Origin of the sequence: Pseudodesulfovibrio nedwellii (assembly GCF_027923765.1) — a bacterium.
GTDB classification, from domain to species: Bacteria; Desulfobacterota; Desulfovibrionia; order Desulfovibrionales; family Desulfovibrionaceae; genus Pseudodesulfovibrio; species Pseudodesulfovibrio nedwellii.
This window is the reverse complement of sequence record NZ_AP026709.1, coordinates 1,386,049-1,402,464: the sequence shown is the minus strand read 5'-3', so window position 1 is coordinate 1,402,464 and position 16,416 is coordinate 1,386,049. Positions and strand designations below refer to the sequence as shown.

Sequence of the window (16,416 nt, the reverse complement as noted above, 5' to 3'; positions counted from 1 at the left end):
GGGCGGCCCTTTTTGTGGTTGATCGGGTGAATGTTATTATTGATTGGTGCGTGTTGACGGTCTGTATGATTGTGTTAAATTGGACACCATGCCACAGCAGTCATCATTTTTCGGCCTGTTTGCTAAAAAAGCATTATACCAGTGTGTTTTAATGGTGTTGGTTGTGTTTTTCCTGTCATCAACAGCCGTGGCACATCACCCATCCCTCCATATTGATTATCCAAACTATTGGCCTTTTTTTTCGCGTGATGAAGATGGCAATATGGAAGGTTTTTTCTATGACATCATCACCGAAGCCTTCATACGAATGGATATGAGGGCTTCGTGGCATGAATACCCGTGGGGACGGTGTCAGGTGAATGTGCAATGTGGTGAAGCCAGTGCCATGATTTCAGTGCCAACCAAGGAACGCCTTGAGTATACGGTGACACACAAGCATTCATTTTACATGAAGGATTTGACAATTTTCACTTCCATAGACCACCCGAAAATAAAGAAAATTGAAGCTGTTACTTCAATAGAGGATATCCTTCGGTTAGATTTGTCTGTTGTGACCTATGTAGGGAATGGGTGGAATGACACGCATATCAAGTCGCGGGGAATCAAGACCTATCAGACTCCGCGATTGAAGAACGTCTGGCAGATGTTGGCGAACAAACGGGCTGATATTGCCATTGAGTGGCCGGGAGCTGCGTGGGCGCATATTGTCAGTGAAGGGGTGAGCGACAAGATTGTTCAGACTGAAGTAGTCGTTGCATCAATGCCATTTCATCTTTTGGTCCGTAAGGGTGAGCTTTTTGTGGAACGTTTGGAGGAATTCGATAGAATTATTGTTGAGATGCAGGAAGAAGGTCTCATTGATGAGATGGTGCGAAAGTATGTAAAGGTGGGATTGTAAGAGACTGCCTTTTGGTCGAGACAAAGAAGAGTGTAGATGCCGCCGAGGAGGCGGTTTTTTTATGGAAGAAGGAATGATGAGGGTCGGATGTGAAATTATTGTTTTGAACAATATAGAATTTATGATATTCCGTGTTTAAGTAAATAACTCAAAGGAGAATTGCATGCCGAAGTATTATGTGAACAAGAATCAGCAGGCTACAGGTGAGCACGAGGTTCATGAGTTTTCGTGCGGACATTTACCGGCTCCTGAGAATCGTGTGTATCTCGGTGTTCATGAAACCTGTAAGGGGGCGTTGAGGGAAGCGAAGAAGCATTATGATAATGTCGATGGGTGCTATTATTGTTGTAATGGTTGTCATCGAAAGTAAAGATTTGAGCGGTTTTTATGAAGCAGTGAAGGCAAGCCCTGTTGATCAGGGCTTTTTTTGTTTTGGCGGTCAAGCGTCTTTTGATTCGAGTATTTTCAGGTCGTGTACGCATTTTTCTCTGGCTGATTGAGAGGGTTCCAAGAGGACGAAATTGGAGTTCCATAGAGCCGTTTGATTGTGGTTGAGCTGTGTTTCGGTATCGAGCGTTAAGGCTATATTGTCGGCGTGGTTTATGAGTATGGGGGTTGTTTTCCAGCCTGCCATATGGCCGCGCGGGTGGGTGTAGGCGAGGATGAATACTCCTGCGGATTGCGGGAGTTTCTCGCTTTTGGGGAGGATGGTGAAGGGGTATTCCGTGCCGGAGGCGCCTATGAAGGGCCATATTTTTTGTTTGAACATACAGGGTGCCCTTACAGGGGGTGTTTGTTTTTTGTTTTGTTTGGGGGAGTTTTGAATAGTGGGGGGGATTATTCGAGTTTTTATTGTGAAAGAGAAGAGAAGGGAAGAGAGGAAGAGGGGAAAGAGGGGAAGGGAGAAGAGAAAAGCCTTTGGCTTTTTAAAGGCAGAGAGCCGTCACTGGCGTTCCTCCAGCTTTCTTTTTGCCCTCCCGGCGGGGTTTTTTTTTGGCTGGGCCGCCCCAAAAAAGAACCAAAAAAACTCGGCTTCCTAGCTTGGCCGCAGCACTCCCCAGCCTAAGAAGCTGATCGGGCCGGTTCCGCTCCCCGAACAGTCACTCGCTGTGCTCCCTCCAAGTTCGGAAGAGCCGCTCCACCACCCCGTCAGCTTCTAAGGCTGGGGAGATGATGGCTAGGGGTAAATTTATGTGAGTGGAAGTTTGAATGGTGAAGGCACCTCACTTACGGTATCAATAATCCAAGTAATATGTCGTTTTTTTTGTCCTGCTTTTCGAGTTGTAATTTTGCGTCCGTATACTTTAAAGTGTAGACCCTTTAATTCGTTGGACTTTTTATTCTTTGTGCGGTTGATAAAAGTGTGATCTTGGATGTCAGCCCAAAATTCATTTTTTCCTTTGAATTGCCAGCGGTTTAGTTCAGGAGAAAGATATATGATTTCGACATTGTCATCAAAAAAGTCGGTTTCATTTTCAGCAGGAGGAGTGTATTTGAAATAGTGTCTTTCAGTGTTCTTTATTGAAAATATTTTTTGTTCTCCTTTTGCTACAGTAATAGCGTGATAACCATTGTCATCAAGTGGGCGGGTGAAGTTATCCATCCCTTCTCTAAAATTTTGATTATTAATTGATTCAATTAATATACTCTTTTCGTCATCATTAAGATTTTTATCTCTATTAATTTTTTCCACTAATTTGTTGATGTCGCCTTTGGCATCTTTAAACTCTTGAACAATTGCAGTTTGAGTTTTAGTTAGCGCATCAGAAATATCTTGAGCTTCAATTCCAAAAAAATTTAGGATTCCACAAATAGACCCGATTAGCCCTATAGATTTGATAGTCGTATTAACAACAGATTTAAATGATCCTTCATCATTTGCAACGATTGAAATTTGGATGGGGGTGTTGAATAGATCTGTGCAAATAGTACTAAGCGCTTTCGCATATCCGCCAATTGAAATTGAATAATCCGTTGCGTCGATTTGGTGGGTTAAAAGGAATGGGTTTGTTCCATCGTATTTAACAATAACAGTTTCTGAAAAATAGTTAATTTCTTCTTCGTATAGTTTAAATTGGTCCATGTGGAATGCTCCTGTAGATGTATGGTCTTTATTATGACTATACTGTCATCTACAAAACATGCAATATGTCGAAAACACACTGAAAAGGTGTGATTATTGCGGCGTCAATCAGAACAACAAAAGGTCGTCAAAAAATGACGACCTTTTAATGAATAAGTACAAAGAAAAAGTTTAATGCGCTTCAGCCCAATTCAATCCAATCCCTAAATCTACCTTCAAGGGGACGTCCAAGCTTGCTACGTCTTGCATGATGGTTTTGAGGCGTGCTCCGGCGGCTTCGATGTTTTCCTGTGGGGCTTCGATGATGAGTTCATCGTGTACCTGAAGGATGAGTTGGGCGCCGAGGGTTTTGAGTTCTGCGTCGGCGTGGGCCGCGAGCATGGCCATTTTGATGATGTCGGCGGCTGAGCCTTGAATGACCGTGTTGACGGCTTGCCGTTTGGCCTGAGACTGGAGTTGGTTATTGCGGGAGTGGAGTTCCGGGAGCAGGCGGCGGCGTCCGGCGAGGGTTGCCACAAAGCCGTGTTTCTGGGCGTCTTCCACGATGGTGTCGTAGTAGGCCTTGAGGGTCGCCATTTTTTCGAAATACTTTTCCGTGAATTCCTTGGCCTCGGTCTGTTTGATTTTCAGCTCGCGGGCCAGTTTTTGGACGCCCATGCCGTAGATCAGGCCGAAGTTGATGGTCTTTGCGCCGCGTCGTTCATCCGATGTCACTTCTTCAACCGTCTTGTCATTGAGCAGGGCCGCTGTACGCGAGTGGATGTCCTCGTCATGGCGGAATGCATCAATCAGGGCCGGGTCTTTGGAAAAGTGTGCCAGTACGCGCAATTCAATCTGCGAGTAATCAGCCGCAGCTAACAGATGGCCTTCTTTCGCATTGAAACAGGCGCGCATCCGTGGGCCGTGTACCCCGCGAATCGGGATGTTTTGCAGGTTCGGCTGCGAGCTGGACAGTCGGCCAGTGGCCGTGGACAACTGATTGAAATGGGTGTGCAGTCTCGATTCCTTGTCCACCAGTTTCGGCAGTGGTTCAAGATAGGTGGAGCGCAGTTTTTCCAACATGCGGTATTCCAGCACTGCTTCGACAATGGGGTGCTGATCTCGAATCTTTTCCAACACTTGGTTGGCAGTGGAACGCAACCCCGTACTCGTCTTTGATCCCGCTTTGATACCGAGTGTATCAAACAGGACTACGGCCAACTGTTGGCTGGAGCGGATATTGAATTCCTCTCCGGCGTGGCCGATGATGGTCCGGGTCAGCTCAGCCAGTTGTGCGCTGACGTCATCGAGAAATCCTTTGAACGCTTCAAGGTCAACGGCAATACCAGCCTGCTCCATGGAAACAAGCACCGGGATGAGCGGCAATTCAAGGTCGTGCATAAGCGGTTCAAGCTCCGCACTTTTCACCTGTCCCTGAATACCTTGCATATACACAAGCGCGGCCAATCCCTGAGATTGCGGGTGCAATCCCTTGGCAGCTTCTGCAAATTCAGAGCGGCCATCATGGTGAATGGATTGCTTGAGCCGAGCCCACGTATAATTGCGTGATTCCGGGTCGAGCAGATATGTGGCCAGACTCAGGTCGAACCATTGGCTTGCCAAAATATAATTCCATGCCGAATCGGCACGTAACAAATCCTGCACGGACGGGGTCGCGATCACCGAAGCATCGGCCAATGCGCGAACCAGATCGGCAACGTCACCGGTATACCGGTATTCCTTGCCTTCCATGCCAATGAAAAATGCTTTTTTCTCAAAGACCACACCCACGTCTTCGCCCGCCAAATTGGGCAGATCGCCGACAGTCGGGGCCTCGGTCATAGCCAGAGGTGCTTCGACCTTCGGGGTTGCCGGGGTTTCGCCGAACAGGGACAACATGCCGCCGTCCTGTGCCGCTTTTGGGGAGGATGCGGCCGGGGCGCTTGTCGCTGTTTGTGTTGCCGTGTTTCTGGGTAGATCGCGTTGCAAGCCTCGCAGTTCATACTCTTCCAAAAATGCGTGAAGCGCGTCCACATCCATGTCCTGCACAATGAAATCATCCACCGGATTGTCACAGCAATCGGTCTTCATGCGGGTCAGGTCGCGGAACATGAATACCGTTTCCATTTCCGGCTCCACCTTGGCGCGGAGCTTTTCCGGGAGCTTATCCACGTTGTCGCGCAGGTCCTCAAGCGTGGGACCGGTTTCGGCGAAAATTTTTCGCGCCGTGACCGGGCCGATTTTGGGAATACCGGGAATATTATCTGCCGAGTCGCCGATTACGGCCTGGAAATCCGGCCATGTGGCTGGCTCCATGCCTTCCTTCTCGCGGAATCCGTCTAGTGTATAGAGGGTTTCCTTGCGTCCGTGCTGGCTGACCATAGCCACGTTGGTATCAAGGCACTGCTTGAGGTCCTTGTCCGAGGCCATGATGATGACCGGGCGGTCCGCCTTGTACTTGTTGGCGAGTGCGCAGATGCAGTCGTCCGCTTCTACGCCGTCTGAGACAAGCAGTTTGAGGCCGAGTAACTGAACGCCTTCCTGTACTGGCGCAATCTGTTCGGCCAGCCCTTCGGGCATGGGCGGACGATTGGCCTTGTATTTGTCGTACAGGTCGTTGCGGAAGGTTTTCCCCCTACCGTCCATCATGAATGCTACATGTTTGGGCTGTTCATCCCGGAGCATGTTCATGAGCACACGCAGAACCGTATTGATCGCGTTGGTCGGGAATCCGTCCGAACGTGACAGGTCGGCGCGAGCGTAGAAGGCGCGATAGAGCAGGGCGGTACCGTCGATAAGAAAAATAGGTTCCTTATCGAAATTAAGGCGTTCTTTCAGCGACATATGTATTGTGTGAGTAAAGGTTAAACTTTACGAATCGTGGCTTTGCGGCCTTGTCCGATACGCTTGAGCATGAATATTTCTGGGTCCACGCCGTCCAGTTCTTCAACCGGCACTTCGGCACGGGCAGCCTGTTTGTGACCACCAGCCGAGCCGAGGCCGTTCATGAGTTTTTGGGCCATGGTCCCCATATTACGACGTTGACCGTCGCCGCGAAGAATACAGACGAGCTTGCCTTCGGACGTCCCCGAAACAACAACCCACGGCACGTCGTGAACGCGGGTGAAGAAATCGGCGACAATGACCAGAACGTCCGGGTTTTCCACGTTGCCACAATAAGCGAACAACCCTTTGCCGATCCGGCGCAGGTTGTAGAAGGCACGGGAAATATACCGCATCCAGTCCAGATGGAATTCGCTGCGGCTGATACGGTTCATCAGCTTGGAGTCGGAATATTTGGACAGATACTTGAAAGCCGCCATGTCAGCGTCGATGAATTCGCGCTCAAAGGTCTTGGTGTCACAACGGATGCCGTACATCAGGGCCGTGGCCAGCAGTTTGGCCGGGCGGATTTTCATGTTGTACAGGTATTCGGTCATCATGGTGCAGACGGAGCCGTACTTGGGCCGGATGTCCACAAAGTCAGCGTTGACCAGATTATCCTGTGCAATGGGGTGGTGGTCGATGACCACTGAAAAATCGAACTGTTTGAATTCGGGGTTGTGGTGGGGTTGTGAATCCACCAAGGCAAACTTGTCGAATTGGGCCGACAGGTTCGGAATGAGTTTTTGCGTGGGTATGCGGCAGTAACGGATCATGGACAGGTTGTCCGGTCGCTTGATCTCATTAATCTGGGCAATGGCAGTTTGATTTACCCGCCGTGCCATAATGCGCCTCAACGCCAAGGCCGAACCCAGAGCATCCGGGTCAGCATTGATGACGATAAGCCAATTATCGTCCTTGTTGAACAGTTCGAGCAGATGTTCGACCTGTTCATCCAGTTGTCGAAAGAGTGCCAAAAAGTTATCCCCGTTTCAGGGTTAACGGAAGCCCGGCTGCAACCAGAAAAGCCTGGTCAGCCTGCGCGGCGATGCGCTGATTAAGCGCGCCGAGGCTCCGTACGAATGCCCGGACTTCACCGGATGCCGGTAAAACTCCAAGTCCAGTCTCACATGAAACCAATATCAGATTCGAGGAGCCCCAATTACTGAGAACATCCATGAATTCTTTCATTTTTTCCGCTTCGCAGCCAGCTTCCCGGCAGGCGAATAACCAGTAGTCAAGACTGTCCACAAGCACAGTCGGAAAGTGCAAGTTAGCCTGTCTCAGCGTCTGAGGCAAGTTCTCGGAAACTTCAATAACTTCAATGCTTGAGGAGCGTTCTCGGCGGTGTTTGCCGATCTGTTCCCGGAAAGCGAAGTCCTTGGCTTTGCCTGTGGCAATAAAAACACCCGGTTGCGCCATATCGGCCAGTAGATTGAGCGCGAAGTCGGATTTTCCGGACTTGTTGCCGCCGAGTACCAAGGTGATCATTGTTCTTTTCTCCAGTCGGACACCCATTGGCCCAGCAGATCAAGGGATCGAAAAAGTCCCTGTTCATTGAACAGTTCCAGAGTCAATGTCCGGCCTGTAAATTTGTCGAGCATGGTGCGTAGCAGGTCTTGTCCCGCCTTGTCCATCTCGGAAAGAGGTCTGTGCTGCATGCGCTTTTCAGCGCCATAGATGTGAAGCATTTGAACATGTTGCCATAGGTCGGGCAGATCAAGCACGTCAAATTGGTTGTAGGCCTGTATATGCCCGATATCCAGACACGCTGAATAGCCGCCTTCACGTATTTCATCCCAGATGGGTGTCAGGTTGTAGCCTCGGATATTTTCCACCAGAAAACTAGCCGGGTCCACGCCTTTGTCTCGTAGTCGGGCAGCCAATGGAACAAGCATATCCGGTTCAGTTGGCGGGTGTAGTACATAGGAGTGCGGTGACAGAAATGCGGCCTTGTCGATAAGTCCGTCGATTTTGTGCCAGATGACATTCAGTCCGTCAGCCCAGTCAAAGTCCAGCGGCATGTGAACGTGCCATGAAAGCGGCAGCTCGGCCATGGAAGGTGGCAGGTCGGCCTCGGTATAATTGAGGCAGGCGTCCGCTTCAAAAAAAAGCAGGGCGATTTCAGGGAATCGATTTGCCAGATATACAGCGTTTTCAGCGGCTCCGGCTGGAACAACAAAAGACGTTGCGGCTACGGAATACGGGAATTCCACTCCCCATTTATTCTGGGCGGCCGTGACGGAATTTGGGCATTGGTGCGCAGTTTTTTCCCTGTCGACGGGAGTGTTCGATGTGGAACTGTCGGTCATTATTGCACTCTCAATAGTGGGCATATCCCTTGCAAAAGAACAGACAAATGCACTGAGTTGCCGAGGTTGTTGCCATGAAAAGATTCAGAAGCTTTTGCCAACATGTATTTAATCCGCTCCACCTGTTCTGTCGTTTGCGTCAGGCAGGCGTATCCGTCTTTGCAGCACGAAATATGTGCAGGGCGTATGAGCGCGGCGTCTATCGGTTCTTTTTCTAATCGAGCAACCCGAGCTGTTTTTCCTTGGTTACCATCTTGGCAGCCAAGGTTGATTTTGTCAGAAGATGTTCAGGCAGTTCCCGTAAATATCGAGAAGATGGCAGATTCAGAGTCTTGCCGTATAACTGCCGCTGGTCGGATCGACTGATATAAAGATTGCGTTTGGCACGTGTCATGCCCACGAACATTAGGCGGCGTTCTTCTTCGAAGCGTTGGCCGCGTCCGGGGGTGAGTGTCACCGTGGCTGTCAGCAAGTCCATTCCGGCAAAGGGCAGGATGCCTTCTTCGCAGGCAGGCATGAACACCGCATCGAACTCCAGCCCCTTGGCCGCGTGCAGGGTCATTATTTGAACCTTTTCCGCAGATTTGCGTACCAGCTCCAGTTCGGTCTGGAGGCTGACCCAATTGACCAGCCCCTGCCATCCATTACGTTCGTCAAAGGCCTTTTTTAATTCTTTGAATTGTCGGCTGTCCCAGAAGAACTGGTCGAACGGTGGGGTTTCATTCAGGAATGCGGCCAAAGCCACTGGTCCTTTGGCGAGGATGTGGTCAGGTACATCAAGGACGTCTTCGGAATCGGAAAGTGTCATGCCCAAGAATTGTTCGGCGGCTTTGAGTATACTCGCTACACGCGGTTCCTGCCAGAAGCCTTCCAGTTCTGGCGTGGATACCGGGATACCGGCCCGTTTCAAGGCTTTTTCAAGAATGGGAATAAGGGCTTTGAACCGTACTAATACGGCGATGTCGCCGGGGGCCAAATCTCCGCCGCCTTCCTGATCGGTGATGGAATGACTGGTTGTGCCAATCAGTCCTTTGATTTTATCGCTGATCCAGGTGGCTTCGCGTAATCCGTTTGGTCCTTCAAAAAGATGAATGGTAGCGTTGATGTCCTGATTGGCGTGGAGTTTTGGTTCATCCGGGAAAAGGGATGCTGCCGTATCAAGAATGGCCTGACCTGAGCGGTAGTTTTCAAGCAGGGTGACAGGCTTAATTTTTGGCCACATTTCCTTGAGGCGTTCTTCCACGTTTTCTGCTGCGCCTCGGAATCCGTAGATGGATTGCTTGGGGTCGCCGATACAAAATACGCCTTTGCCTGACTTCTCGGCAACGCCTTTGATTACGGCAAGTTGCAGGGGGGTGAGGTCTTGAACTTCGTCCACCAGTACGTCGGTGTAAGGCATACGGAAAGTGGGCGCGTCTGATTGCTCCAGCATGAATTCCAGCAGATCGGTGTAGTCCACCAAATCCCAGTGATTTTTCTGGTTGCCGTAGTTGATGTGTGCCTCGGCAAGGTCAGCGGGCAGTTCTTCTAACCGCTCACGGGCCATGATGTATTTGTTCCAGTAGTGGTTGAGATTTTTGCCCGCGAATTCGGGGTTAACCTCGGCAAAAAGTTTTTTGGCCGCAGCCTCTGGAACCACTATTGGTGTGTCAGAATAGGCATGTCGCCAGTAGTCGAAGCACAGTGAATGCAGGGTGCCTGCCTGAGGCATTTCTGCTGTGTCGCCACGAAGACTTTTCATGCGATCGCGGAGTTCCTGCGCTGCTCTGCGGGTGAAAGTCAGAGCGAGTATGCGCTTGGGGTTACCCCCTTCGTTAATGAGTCGTTCAATACGTCCCATAAGGGTCTGCGTCTTTCCGGTACCGGGGCCGGCCATGACCAGAACCGCACCAGGGCCGGCGTTGATGGCTGCCTGCTGTTCCTTGTTATACGTGACAGTAGCAATTTTATTTTTTCGTCTGAGAATGACTTTGCACGGCTTGGCTATTTCGCCCACGTCAGGGTGCTTGTCGGATGCGGCCATGGAGATGAGCGTACCGCCATTTTTGATTTCAGCGCGTTCTTTTTCAGAGAACACGGTAATTTTGCCGTATTCACCGTCGAATCCGGCCTTGCGAATGACCTGTCCTTCACGCATTCGGGATAGACCTTCGCCCAGATGACAGGAAAATTTATTTAGATCTTCTACCGGAGCACGTTGAAGGATGTCCAATTCAGTGCCGAATTCATGGAGGAGTTTCATGTACAGCAAGTTGACTTTTTTTGAAGTCGGTCCCACCCCCACCACTTCAGACAGAATTTCCTTGAGTGGAATCATGGACACGAAATTGGCCGCACCTGCGGGCTGGACCGGTTCTTCGCGGTCGGACAGTTCCAGTATGCGATTATAGACGCCCACGGTGACCGGTTTGCCGCAGACCGGACAAATGCCGTCGCGGGCAATGGTTTCGTGCGGGTCCATGGACACGCCACATTTGCGGTGGCCGTCCATGTGGTATTTGCCTTCTTCAGGGAAGAATTCCACGGTGCCGAGAAATTTGTGGCCCAAACCTTCGCTTCTGAGCGCGCGGTAAATGCCTTCATAGGAAATATCACCACGGAACAGATTGGCCTCGCGTCCCAGCTTTTCGCCGGAATGCGCGTCTGAATTTGAGATGAGTTTGATGCGGTCGAGTTCCGACCATGTCCAGTTCATTTCCGGGTCCGAAGATAAGCCGGTTTCCATGGCGAAGATTTCGTCTGAATAGTCACCGAAGCATTCGCGGATGGAGTTAAAGCCGGATTTGGAGCCGAACAATGAGAACCATGGTGTCCATATGTGGGCCGGAACGAGGAAGGCCATGGGGTGAGTTTCCAGCACCATGTCAATGAGATTGCGGCTGTCCAGTCCGAGAATGGGGCGTCCGTCCGAAGCCAGATTGCCGACTTGTCCCAGCTTTTCGTTGAATCGTTTTACGGAATCAAGGTCTGGCATATAGACCAGATTGTGGACTTTGCGCACCTTGCCGCCACGTTTGTAGATAGAGCTGATTTCCGTCTGGAGCATGAAGCGAGTACGGCCGGGAATCTCTCCGTCAAAAGTCGGGATTTCCGATTCAAGCCCTCCGGGGTCTCTCAGGGTGAAGAGTCCATGCCCGTTGTCTTGAAGCTGGTCTTCGATTTCGGCCAGCCATTCAGGGTGGGTGAAGTCTCCGGTACCCAGGACTGTTAGTCCTTTGAGGCGCCCCCAGGCTGCCAGGCTCCGGATGGTCAAGTTCTTGCTCGTGGCGCGAGAAAAACGGGAGTGGATGTGCAAGTCTGCGGTGAATCTTTCCATGGCCGGAACAGTATAACCATACGATCATTATTGCAACTGGTGTCCACACTAAAAATGGGTTGACCGACTATTTTGTTGCAGTTACAACTTTCGGATGCCTTTACAAGAATTGAACCCAAGAGGTTCTCTCGGCTTTCTTACATGGAAGGTCTCGAGAATTTTGACTAATGATATGACCGCGAAATTGTTTGAGGCTGGCCTCGACATTACCGTGGAGCAATGGCGCGCATTGATTCCTTCCTACAAGCATGATGGGCTGACTCAAGGTCAGCTGTGCGAAATTATGTCTCAGGAAAAGACAGGTGTCAGCCGGTTGGTATCTGCGCTTGAGAAGCGAGGTTTGTTGCGTCGAGAGGCCAGCAAAGAGGATCGACGGGTCAAGTTCCTTTTTATTACGGAAGCTGGCCGGAATTTGATGGAAGCGTCTTTTGATCCGGTTCTGGAAGTTCTTGTCAATACCGTAAAAAATATTGATCCTGCAGAACTTGCCATATGTCAGAAGGTTTTGTGGCAGATCATTACTTCTCCTGACAGGGAAGAAAATATTTTCCGAAATGCAGAATGTTGTCGTTGAGCATGACCATGGTTCTATTATTGAGCCGTGGAAAAATATAAGGAAATGTACGAGCCTATCATGAAAAAAACACTGTATCTCCTCGTTGTGTTCAGCCTTGCGGTTTTGCTTGCCGCTCCGGCTCTTGCTCAGAAATCTGGCGAAAGGCCTCCGTCTCCCGTTGTTACCGGAAAGGTGACGACTGGGGATATGGCTCCGCAAACTGAATTTATCGGTACTGTATATTTTACTGAAATTTCCAATGTCGCCGCCGAGGTGGACGGCAAGCTGGTGGACCTGAAAGTTCAGGAAGGTCAGCGAGTGAAAAAGGGCGATCCGCTTGTGATCCTGTCTTCGGATATTTTGAATCGAACCATCGCTAATGCCAGAGCGCTGTTGGAACAGTCCAAGGCAGAGGCTGAGTTGGCCAAACGGGAAAATACTCGGACGACCAAGCTTTACAAGAGTGCGACAGTTGCAGAAGGAGAATATGACTCTAAACGACTGGCCGCATTATCTGCTGAAAAGAAGATGATTGCTGCTCAGGCCATTCTTAACAGGCTGTATGTGGAGCGGGAGAAGAAGACCATCCGTGCCCCGTATGAAGGTGTGGTGCTTGATCGCAAAGTCTTTCGTGGTGAATGGGTTTCAAAAGGGGCAGTTGTGACTTTGATTGCTCGCGACGACGAATTTGACGTGGTGGTTAATGCCCCACGTGGAGCGTTTGGCGTGGTTAAGCCCGGTCTCAAAGTTGTTATTAATACTGCTGGCAAGGAATTGCCGGGTGAAGTGTTCGCCGTCATTCCCAAGGGTGATGTGACCACTCGTACGTTCCCGGTCAAAATTCGTGTCAAGAATGATGGTTCTTTGGCCGAAGGCATGGAAGCCCGTGTCAGTCTGCCCAAGGGCGTTGGAGGCAAGACTCTTATTGTGCCTCGTGACGCTATTATTTCCGCTCGAGGCCAACTGGTCGTCTGGTGCGTTATCGAAGGCAAGGCCGTACCTATGCCAGTATACGTTGTTGGCTATCGTGGTCTCAGTGCCGGTGTGAAGTCCAAGACTCTCAAAGAGGGTATGGACGTGGTGGTCAAGGGCAATGAGCGGCTTCAGCCCCAGCAGTCCGTGGCCGCAAAACCCATGCAGCAGCAGTAGGGGGACGCCGTGGATATCGTCGGAACCGCCATACGAAAACCTGTTGCCGTCCTTGTGGGCGTCATTATGGTTACCATGTTCGGCGTGGTGGCCCTGCTTGGGCTGCCCTATCAGTTGTCACCAAACGTGACCGAGCCTGTAATTACCGTCACCACCACTTGGAATGGTGCTACGCCCTACGAGATGGAGCGTGATGTTGTTGAGGAACAGGAAAAGGTACTCAAGGGTATCCCCAGTCTCATCAAAATGGAGAGTTCCAATTATAACTCCCTGTCTGAACTGACTTTGACGTTTAAAATTGGTACCGAAATCGACCGTGCACTTTTGCGCGTGTCCAACAAACTCGACGAAGTACCGGATTACCCGGACGATGTTGACCGACCCATTATTTCGGCCACAGGTGCGTCCACATCGCCTGTTATCTGGATGCTTCTGAAAGGCCTGCCGGACAACACTGACGATGTCACAACATATATGACTTTCTTTGAGAACGAGGTTCGTCAGTACATCGAGCGTGTGCCCGGTGTGGCTGATTTGTTCATGGGCGGTGGGCGCGAGGATGAAATGCACATCGTCGTGGACCCTGCCAAACTTGCTTCCTATAACCTGACGGCCACTGAACTTATAAGTGTGTTGCAAAGCGAAAACGTGTCCGTATCCGCAGGTACCCTTGGTGTCGGGCGACGCGATTATCGTATTCGTACACCAGCCGAGTTCAAGTCTATTGAAGATATCGAGTCCGTGGTTATCTCTTCCTCCGGTCAGTTCCGTGTCACTCTCGGTGATGTCGCAACTGTCTCCAAAGGAAATGAAAAACCTGTTACCGTCATGTTGCAACGTGGTGTTTCCGGCATTGCCGTAGGCGTTAAGCCTGAGCCGGGAACCAACATTTTGTCCATGACCAATGCGGTGGAAGAGGTCGTTCAGAATCTCAACGACGGTGTGCTGGCTGAAAAAGGTGTGTACCTTGACTGGGTTTATGACCAGCGTCCGTACATCGAAGGTGCCATTAATCTGGTAAGGCGCAACATCCTTATCGGTTCCATTTTGGCGATTATCGTTTTGTTTGTCTTTCTCCAATCATTTAGCTCGACTATTATTGTGGCTGTGTCCATTCCCGTGTCCATCGTTGGTGCGTTTATTATGTTCGCAGCGGCAGGACGTAGTTTGAATATCGTTTCCATGGCGGGTATTTCGTTTGCTGTTGGTATGCTCGTGGATAACGCCATTGTTGTTCTTGAAAACGTTGACCGGCATCGACGAATGGGGAAAACCGCTTTCAAGGCAGCCTATGATGGAGCCAGTGAGGTGTGGGGGGCGGTGCTTGCTTCGACATTGACCACCGTAGCCGTGTTCCTTCCCGTTGTATTTATGGAGCAGGAAGCCGGACAGCTCTTCAAGGATATCGCCATTGCTGTCACCTGCGCCATTGCCTTGTCGCTCTTTGTGTCGGTGTTGGTTATCCCCATGCTCGCCAATCAGTTTTATCGTATTGCCGAGAAGAAAGCCGCCAAGCGGGACGATAGCCCGAGAAAACCGGCTGGCCTGTCCATAGCGAAAAGGATTCTTACGCCGCTCACTCAATTGGGTGGCAAATTTGCTGATTTTATTATCATGCTTTTGCGTATGGCGATTAATACGTGGAAAAGTCGTGTCATTACCGTTGTCGGGTTGACCATGGTGTCCGTTCTTATTGTTTGGACCATGTTTCCGAAGATGGAGTACCTGCCGCAGGGCAATCGTAACTTTGTGATCTCGATTCTGATCCCACCGCCGGGCCTGTCGTATGCGGAACGCTACGACATCGGTCAGTATGTGTTTGATCAAGTGGATCCTTATTTTGACAAAAGTGTTGGTGATATCCCTGGAATTGAGAGCATGTTTTTTGTTTCTCATCCGACTATCAACCTCTTTGGTGCCGTATCGACCGAAGAACAGAACGCTGGCGGGTTGATTCCACTCTTCATGCGGGTGCTTAATTCCATACCAGGTATGTTCGGCGTTGCTCTCCAATCCTCCATTTTTGAGCAGGGGATCGGTGAGGGTCGAGTTATCAATGTGGATTTCTCTGGTGACAACTTGCAACAACTTGTGGGCGCTGCCGGAACCATGTTCGGCATGACTATGCAGTCTATTCAAGGTGCACAGGTACGGCCTATTCCGTCGTTGGAATTGCTGTATCCCGAAGTACGGTTCCATCCGTATCGTGACCGAGTGCGTGCGGCGGGCCTAACCTCCAGCGATTTGGGTAAGGCCGTGGATGTTATTCTCGATGGTCGTAAGATCGGTGATTATAAGGAAGAAGGCAAAAAGAAGATTGATCTGGTGCTCAAGGCATCCAAAGATGAAATAGCTACGCCCGAAGAACTCTATTCTCAATTAGTGGCAACGCCTAAAGGATGGGCTGTGCCGCTTTCTTCCCTTGCGTCTATCGAAAACACCTATGGTGTGACACAGATTCGACATCTCGAACGCAAACGGACCATTACCCTTCAGGTCACGCCTCCGCCGGATATGCCTTTGCAGTCCGCTATGGAAATTATCCAGCAGAAGCTTATTCCTGCCTTGGAGCAAACGGGTATGATGGAAGGGGTACACGTCCAGCTTTCCGGTGCGGCAGATAAGCTCACCGTGACTCGTGATGCTTTGCAATGGAATTTTATCCTTGCAATTATCATCACATATCTGCTTATGGCTGCGCTCTTTGAGAACTTTATCTATCCGCTCATCATTCTCTTCACCGTCCCTCTGGCCGGTGCAGGAGGGTTCCTCGGGTTGCGATTGGAGAACATCTTCATTGCACCGCAGGCCCTTGATATTCTGACAATGCTCGGATTTGTCATTCTTATCGGTGTCGTCGTCAACAACGCAATTCTTATCGTGCATCAATCGCTCGGTAATATTCGAGAGCGCGGTATGGAGCACAAAGAGGCGGTCATCGAAGCCACTCGAACACGTTTGCGGCCCATCTACATGTCCGCGACTACGTCTATCTTCGGTATGTTGCCGCTCGCCGTGGCTCCTGGTCCCGGTTCCGAGTTATATCGAGGACTTGGATCAGTCGTGCTTGGTGGGTTGGCTATGTCTACTGTCTTTACCGTGTTCGTTATCCCAGCACTTCTCATGTTCGTTATCGGTATGGAGAAGCCGGGTAGTAATATAAACGTAGAATAACAGCGTGCTTTCGGTGGAGGTCCTTTTGGGGACTTCTGCCGGGGGCCGTCCGATTGCGGGACAGCG

Annotated in this window: 12 protein-coding genes; 5 read left to right on the top strand and 7 right to left on the bottom strand. The window is 50.4% G+C overall.

Translation table 11 applies throughout. From position 1 onward, the window contains the following. Nucleotides 1-88 precede the first annotated feature (88 nt). Both SYK_RS06720 and SYK_RS06715 read left to right on the top strand, forming a co-directional pair. The gene (locus SYK_RS06720) at nt 89-898 is read left to right on the top strand and encodes a substrate-binding periplasmic protein (protein WP_281762820.1); all 810 of its coding nucleotides are present in this window, start codon (nt 89-91) and stop codon (nt 896-898) included. 163 nt (nt 899-1,061) lie between these two features. Then, nucleotides 1,062-1,268 carry a hypothetical protein gene (locus SYK_RS06715; protein WP_281762819.1) on the top strand — a complete coding sequence of 69 codons (207 nt, stop codon included), beginning with the start codon at nt 1,062-1,064 and terminating at the stop codon, nt 1,266-1,268. Between the two features lie 69 nt (nt 1,269-1,337). Here the strand turns inward: SYK_RS06715 and SYK_RS06710 are convergent, their stop codons facing one another. The 7 genes from SYK_RS06710 to SYK_RS06680 all read right to left on the bottom strand — a co-directional run bounded on the left by SYK_RS06710 (nt 1,338) and on the right by SYK_RS06680 (nt 11,471). After that, entirely contained in the window at nt 1,338-1,667 is a 330-nt protein-coding gene (locus SYK_RS06710) for a hypothetical protein (protein WP_281762818.1), read from the bottom strand. Between the two features lie 420 nt (nt 1,668-2,087). After that, nucleotides 2,088-2,981, bottom strand: coding sequence for an LAPAL motif-containing putative phage structural protein (locus SYK_RS06705; protein WP_281762817.1), 894 nt, complete (start codon nt 2,979-2,981; stop codon nt 2,088-2,090). Nucleotides 2,982-3,152: 171 nt separating this feature from the next. Next, nucleotides 3,153-5,804: a DNA polymerase I gene (polA, locus tag SYK_RS06700; RefSeq protein ID WP_281762816.1), complete on the bottom strand. Its 2,652-nt coding sequence runs from the start codon at nt 5,802-5,804 to the stop codon at nt 3,153-3,155. 20 nt (nt 5,805-5,824) lie between these two features. Then, entirely contained in the window at nt 5,825-6,820 is a 996-nt protein-coding gene (locus SYK_RS06695; protein ID WP_281762815.1) for a DHH family phosphoesterase, read from the bottom strand. A gap of 4 nt (nt 6,821-6,824) precedes the next feature. Beyond that, nucleotides 6,825-7,334, bottom strand: coding sequence for a bifunctional adenosylcobinamide kinase/adenosylcobinamide-phosphate guanylyltransferase (locus SYK_RS06690; protein WP_281762814.1), 510 nt, complete (start codon nt 7,332-7,334; stop codon nt 6,825-6,827). After that, nucleotides 7,331-8,155, bottom strand: a complete 825-nt coding sequence (gene cbiR / locus SYK_RS06685; RefSeq protein ID WP_281762813.1) for a cobamide remodeling phosphodiesterase CbiR — start codon at nt 8,153-8,155, stop codon at nt 7,331-7,333. Before cbiR ends, SYK_RS06690 begins: the two co-directional genes overlap by 4 nt. A gap of 214 nt (nt 8,156-8,369) precedes the next feature. Further along, nucleotides 8,370-11,471, bottom strand: coding sequence for a UvrD-helicase domain-containing protein (locus tag SYK_RS06680; RefSeq protein ID WP_281762812.1), 3,102 nt, complete (start codon nt 11,469-11,471; stop codon nt 8,370-8,372). A gap of 172 nt (nt 11,472-11,643) precedes the next feature. Between SYK_RS06680 and SYK_RS06675 the strand changes: the two genes are divergently transcribed. Genes SYK_RS06675 through SYK_RS06665 form a run of 3 tightly spaced genes read left to right on the top strand, consistent with a single transcriptional unit; the run spans nt 11,644 to nt 16,350 of the window. Continuing rightward, nucleotides 11,644-12,045 carry a MarR family winged helix-turn-helix transcriptional regulator gene (locus SYK_RS06675; RefSeq protein ID WP_281762811.1) on the top strand — a complete coding sequence of 134 codons (402 nt, stop codon included), beginning with the start codon at nt 11,644-11,646 and terminating at the stop codon, nt 12,043-12,045. A 60-nt stretch (nt 12,046-12,105) separates the two neighbouring features. Then, entirely contained in the window at nt 12,106-13,176 is a 1,071-nt protein-coding gene (locus tag SYK_RS06670) for an efflux RND transporter periplasmic adaptor subunit (RefSeq protein WP_281762810.1), read from the top strand. Between the two features lie 9 nt (nt 13,177-13,185). Continuing rightward, complete coding sequence (locus SYK_RS06665; RefSeq protein ID WP_281762809.1) at nt 13,186-16,350, top strand: efflux RND transporter permease subunit; 3,165 nt, start codon at nt 13,186-13,188, stop codon at nt 16,348-16,350. Nucleotides 16,351-16,416: the final 66 nt, after the last annotated feature.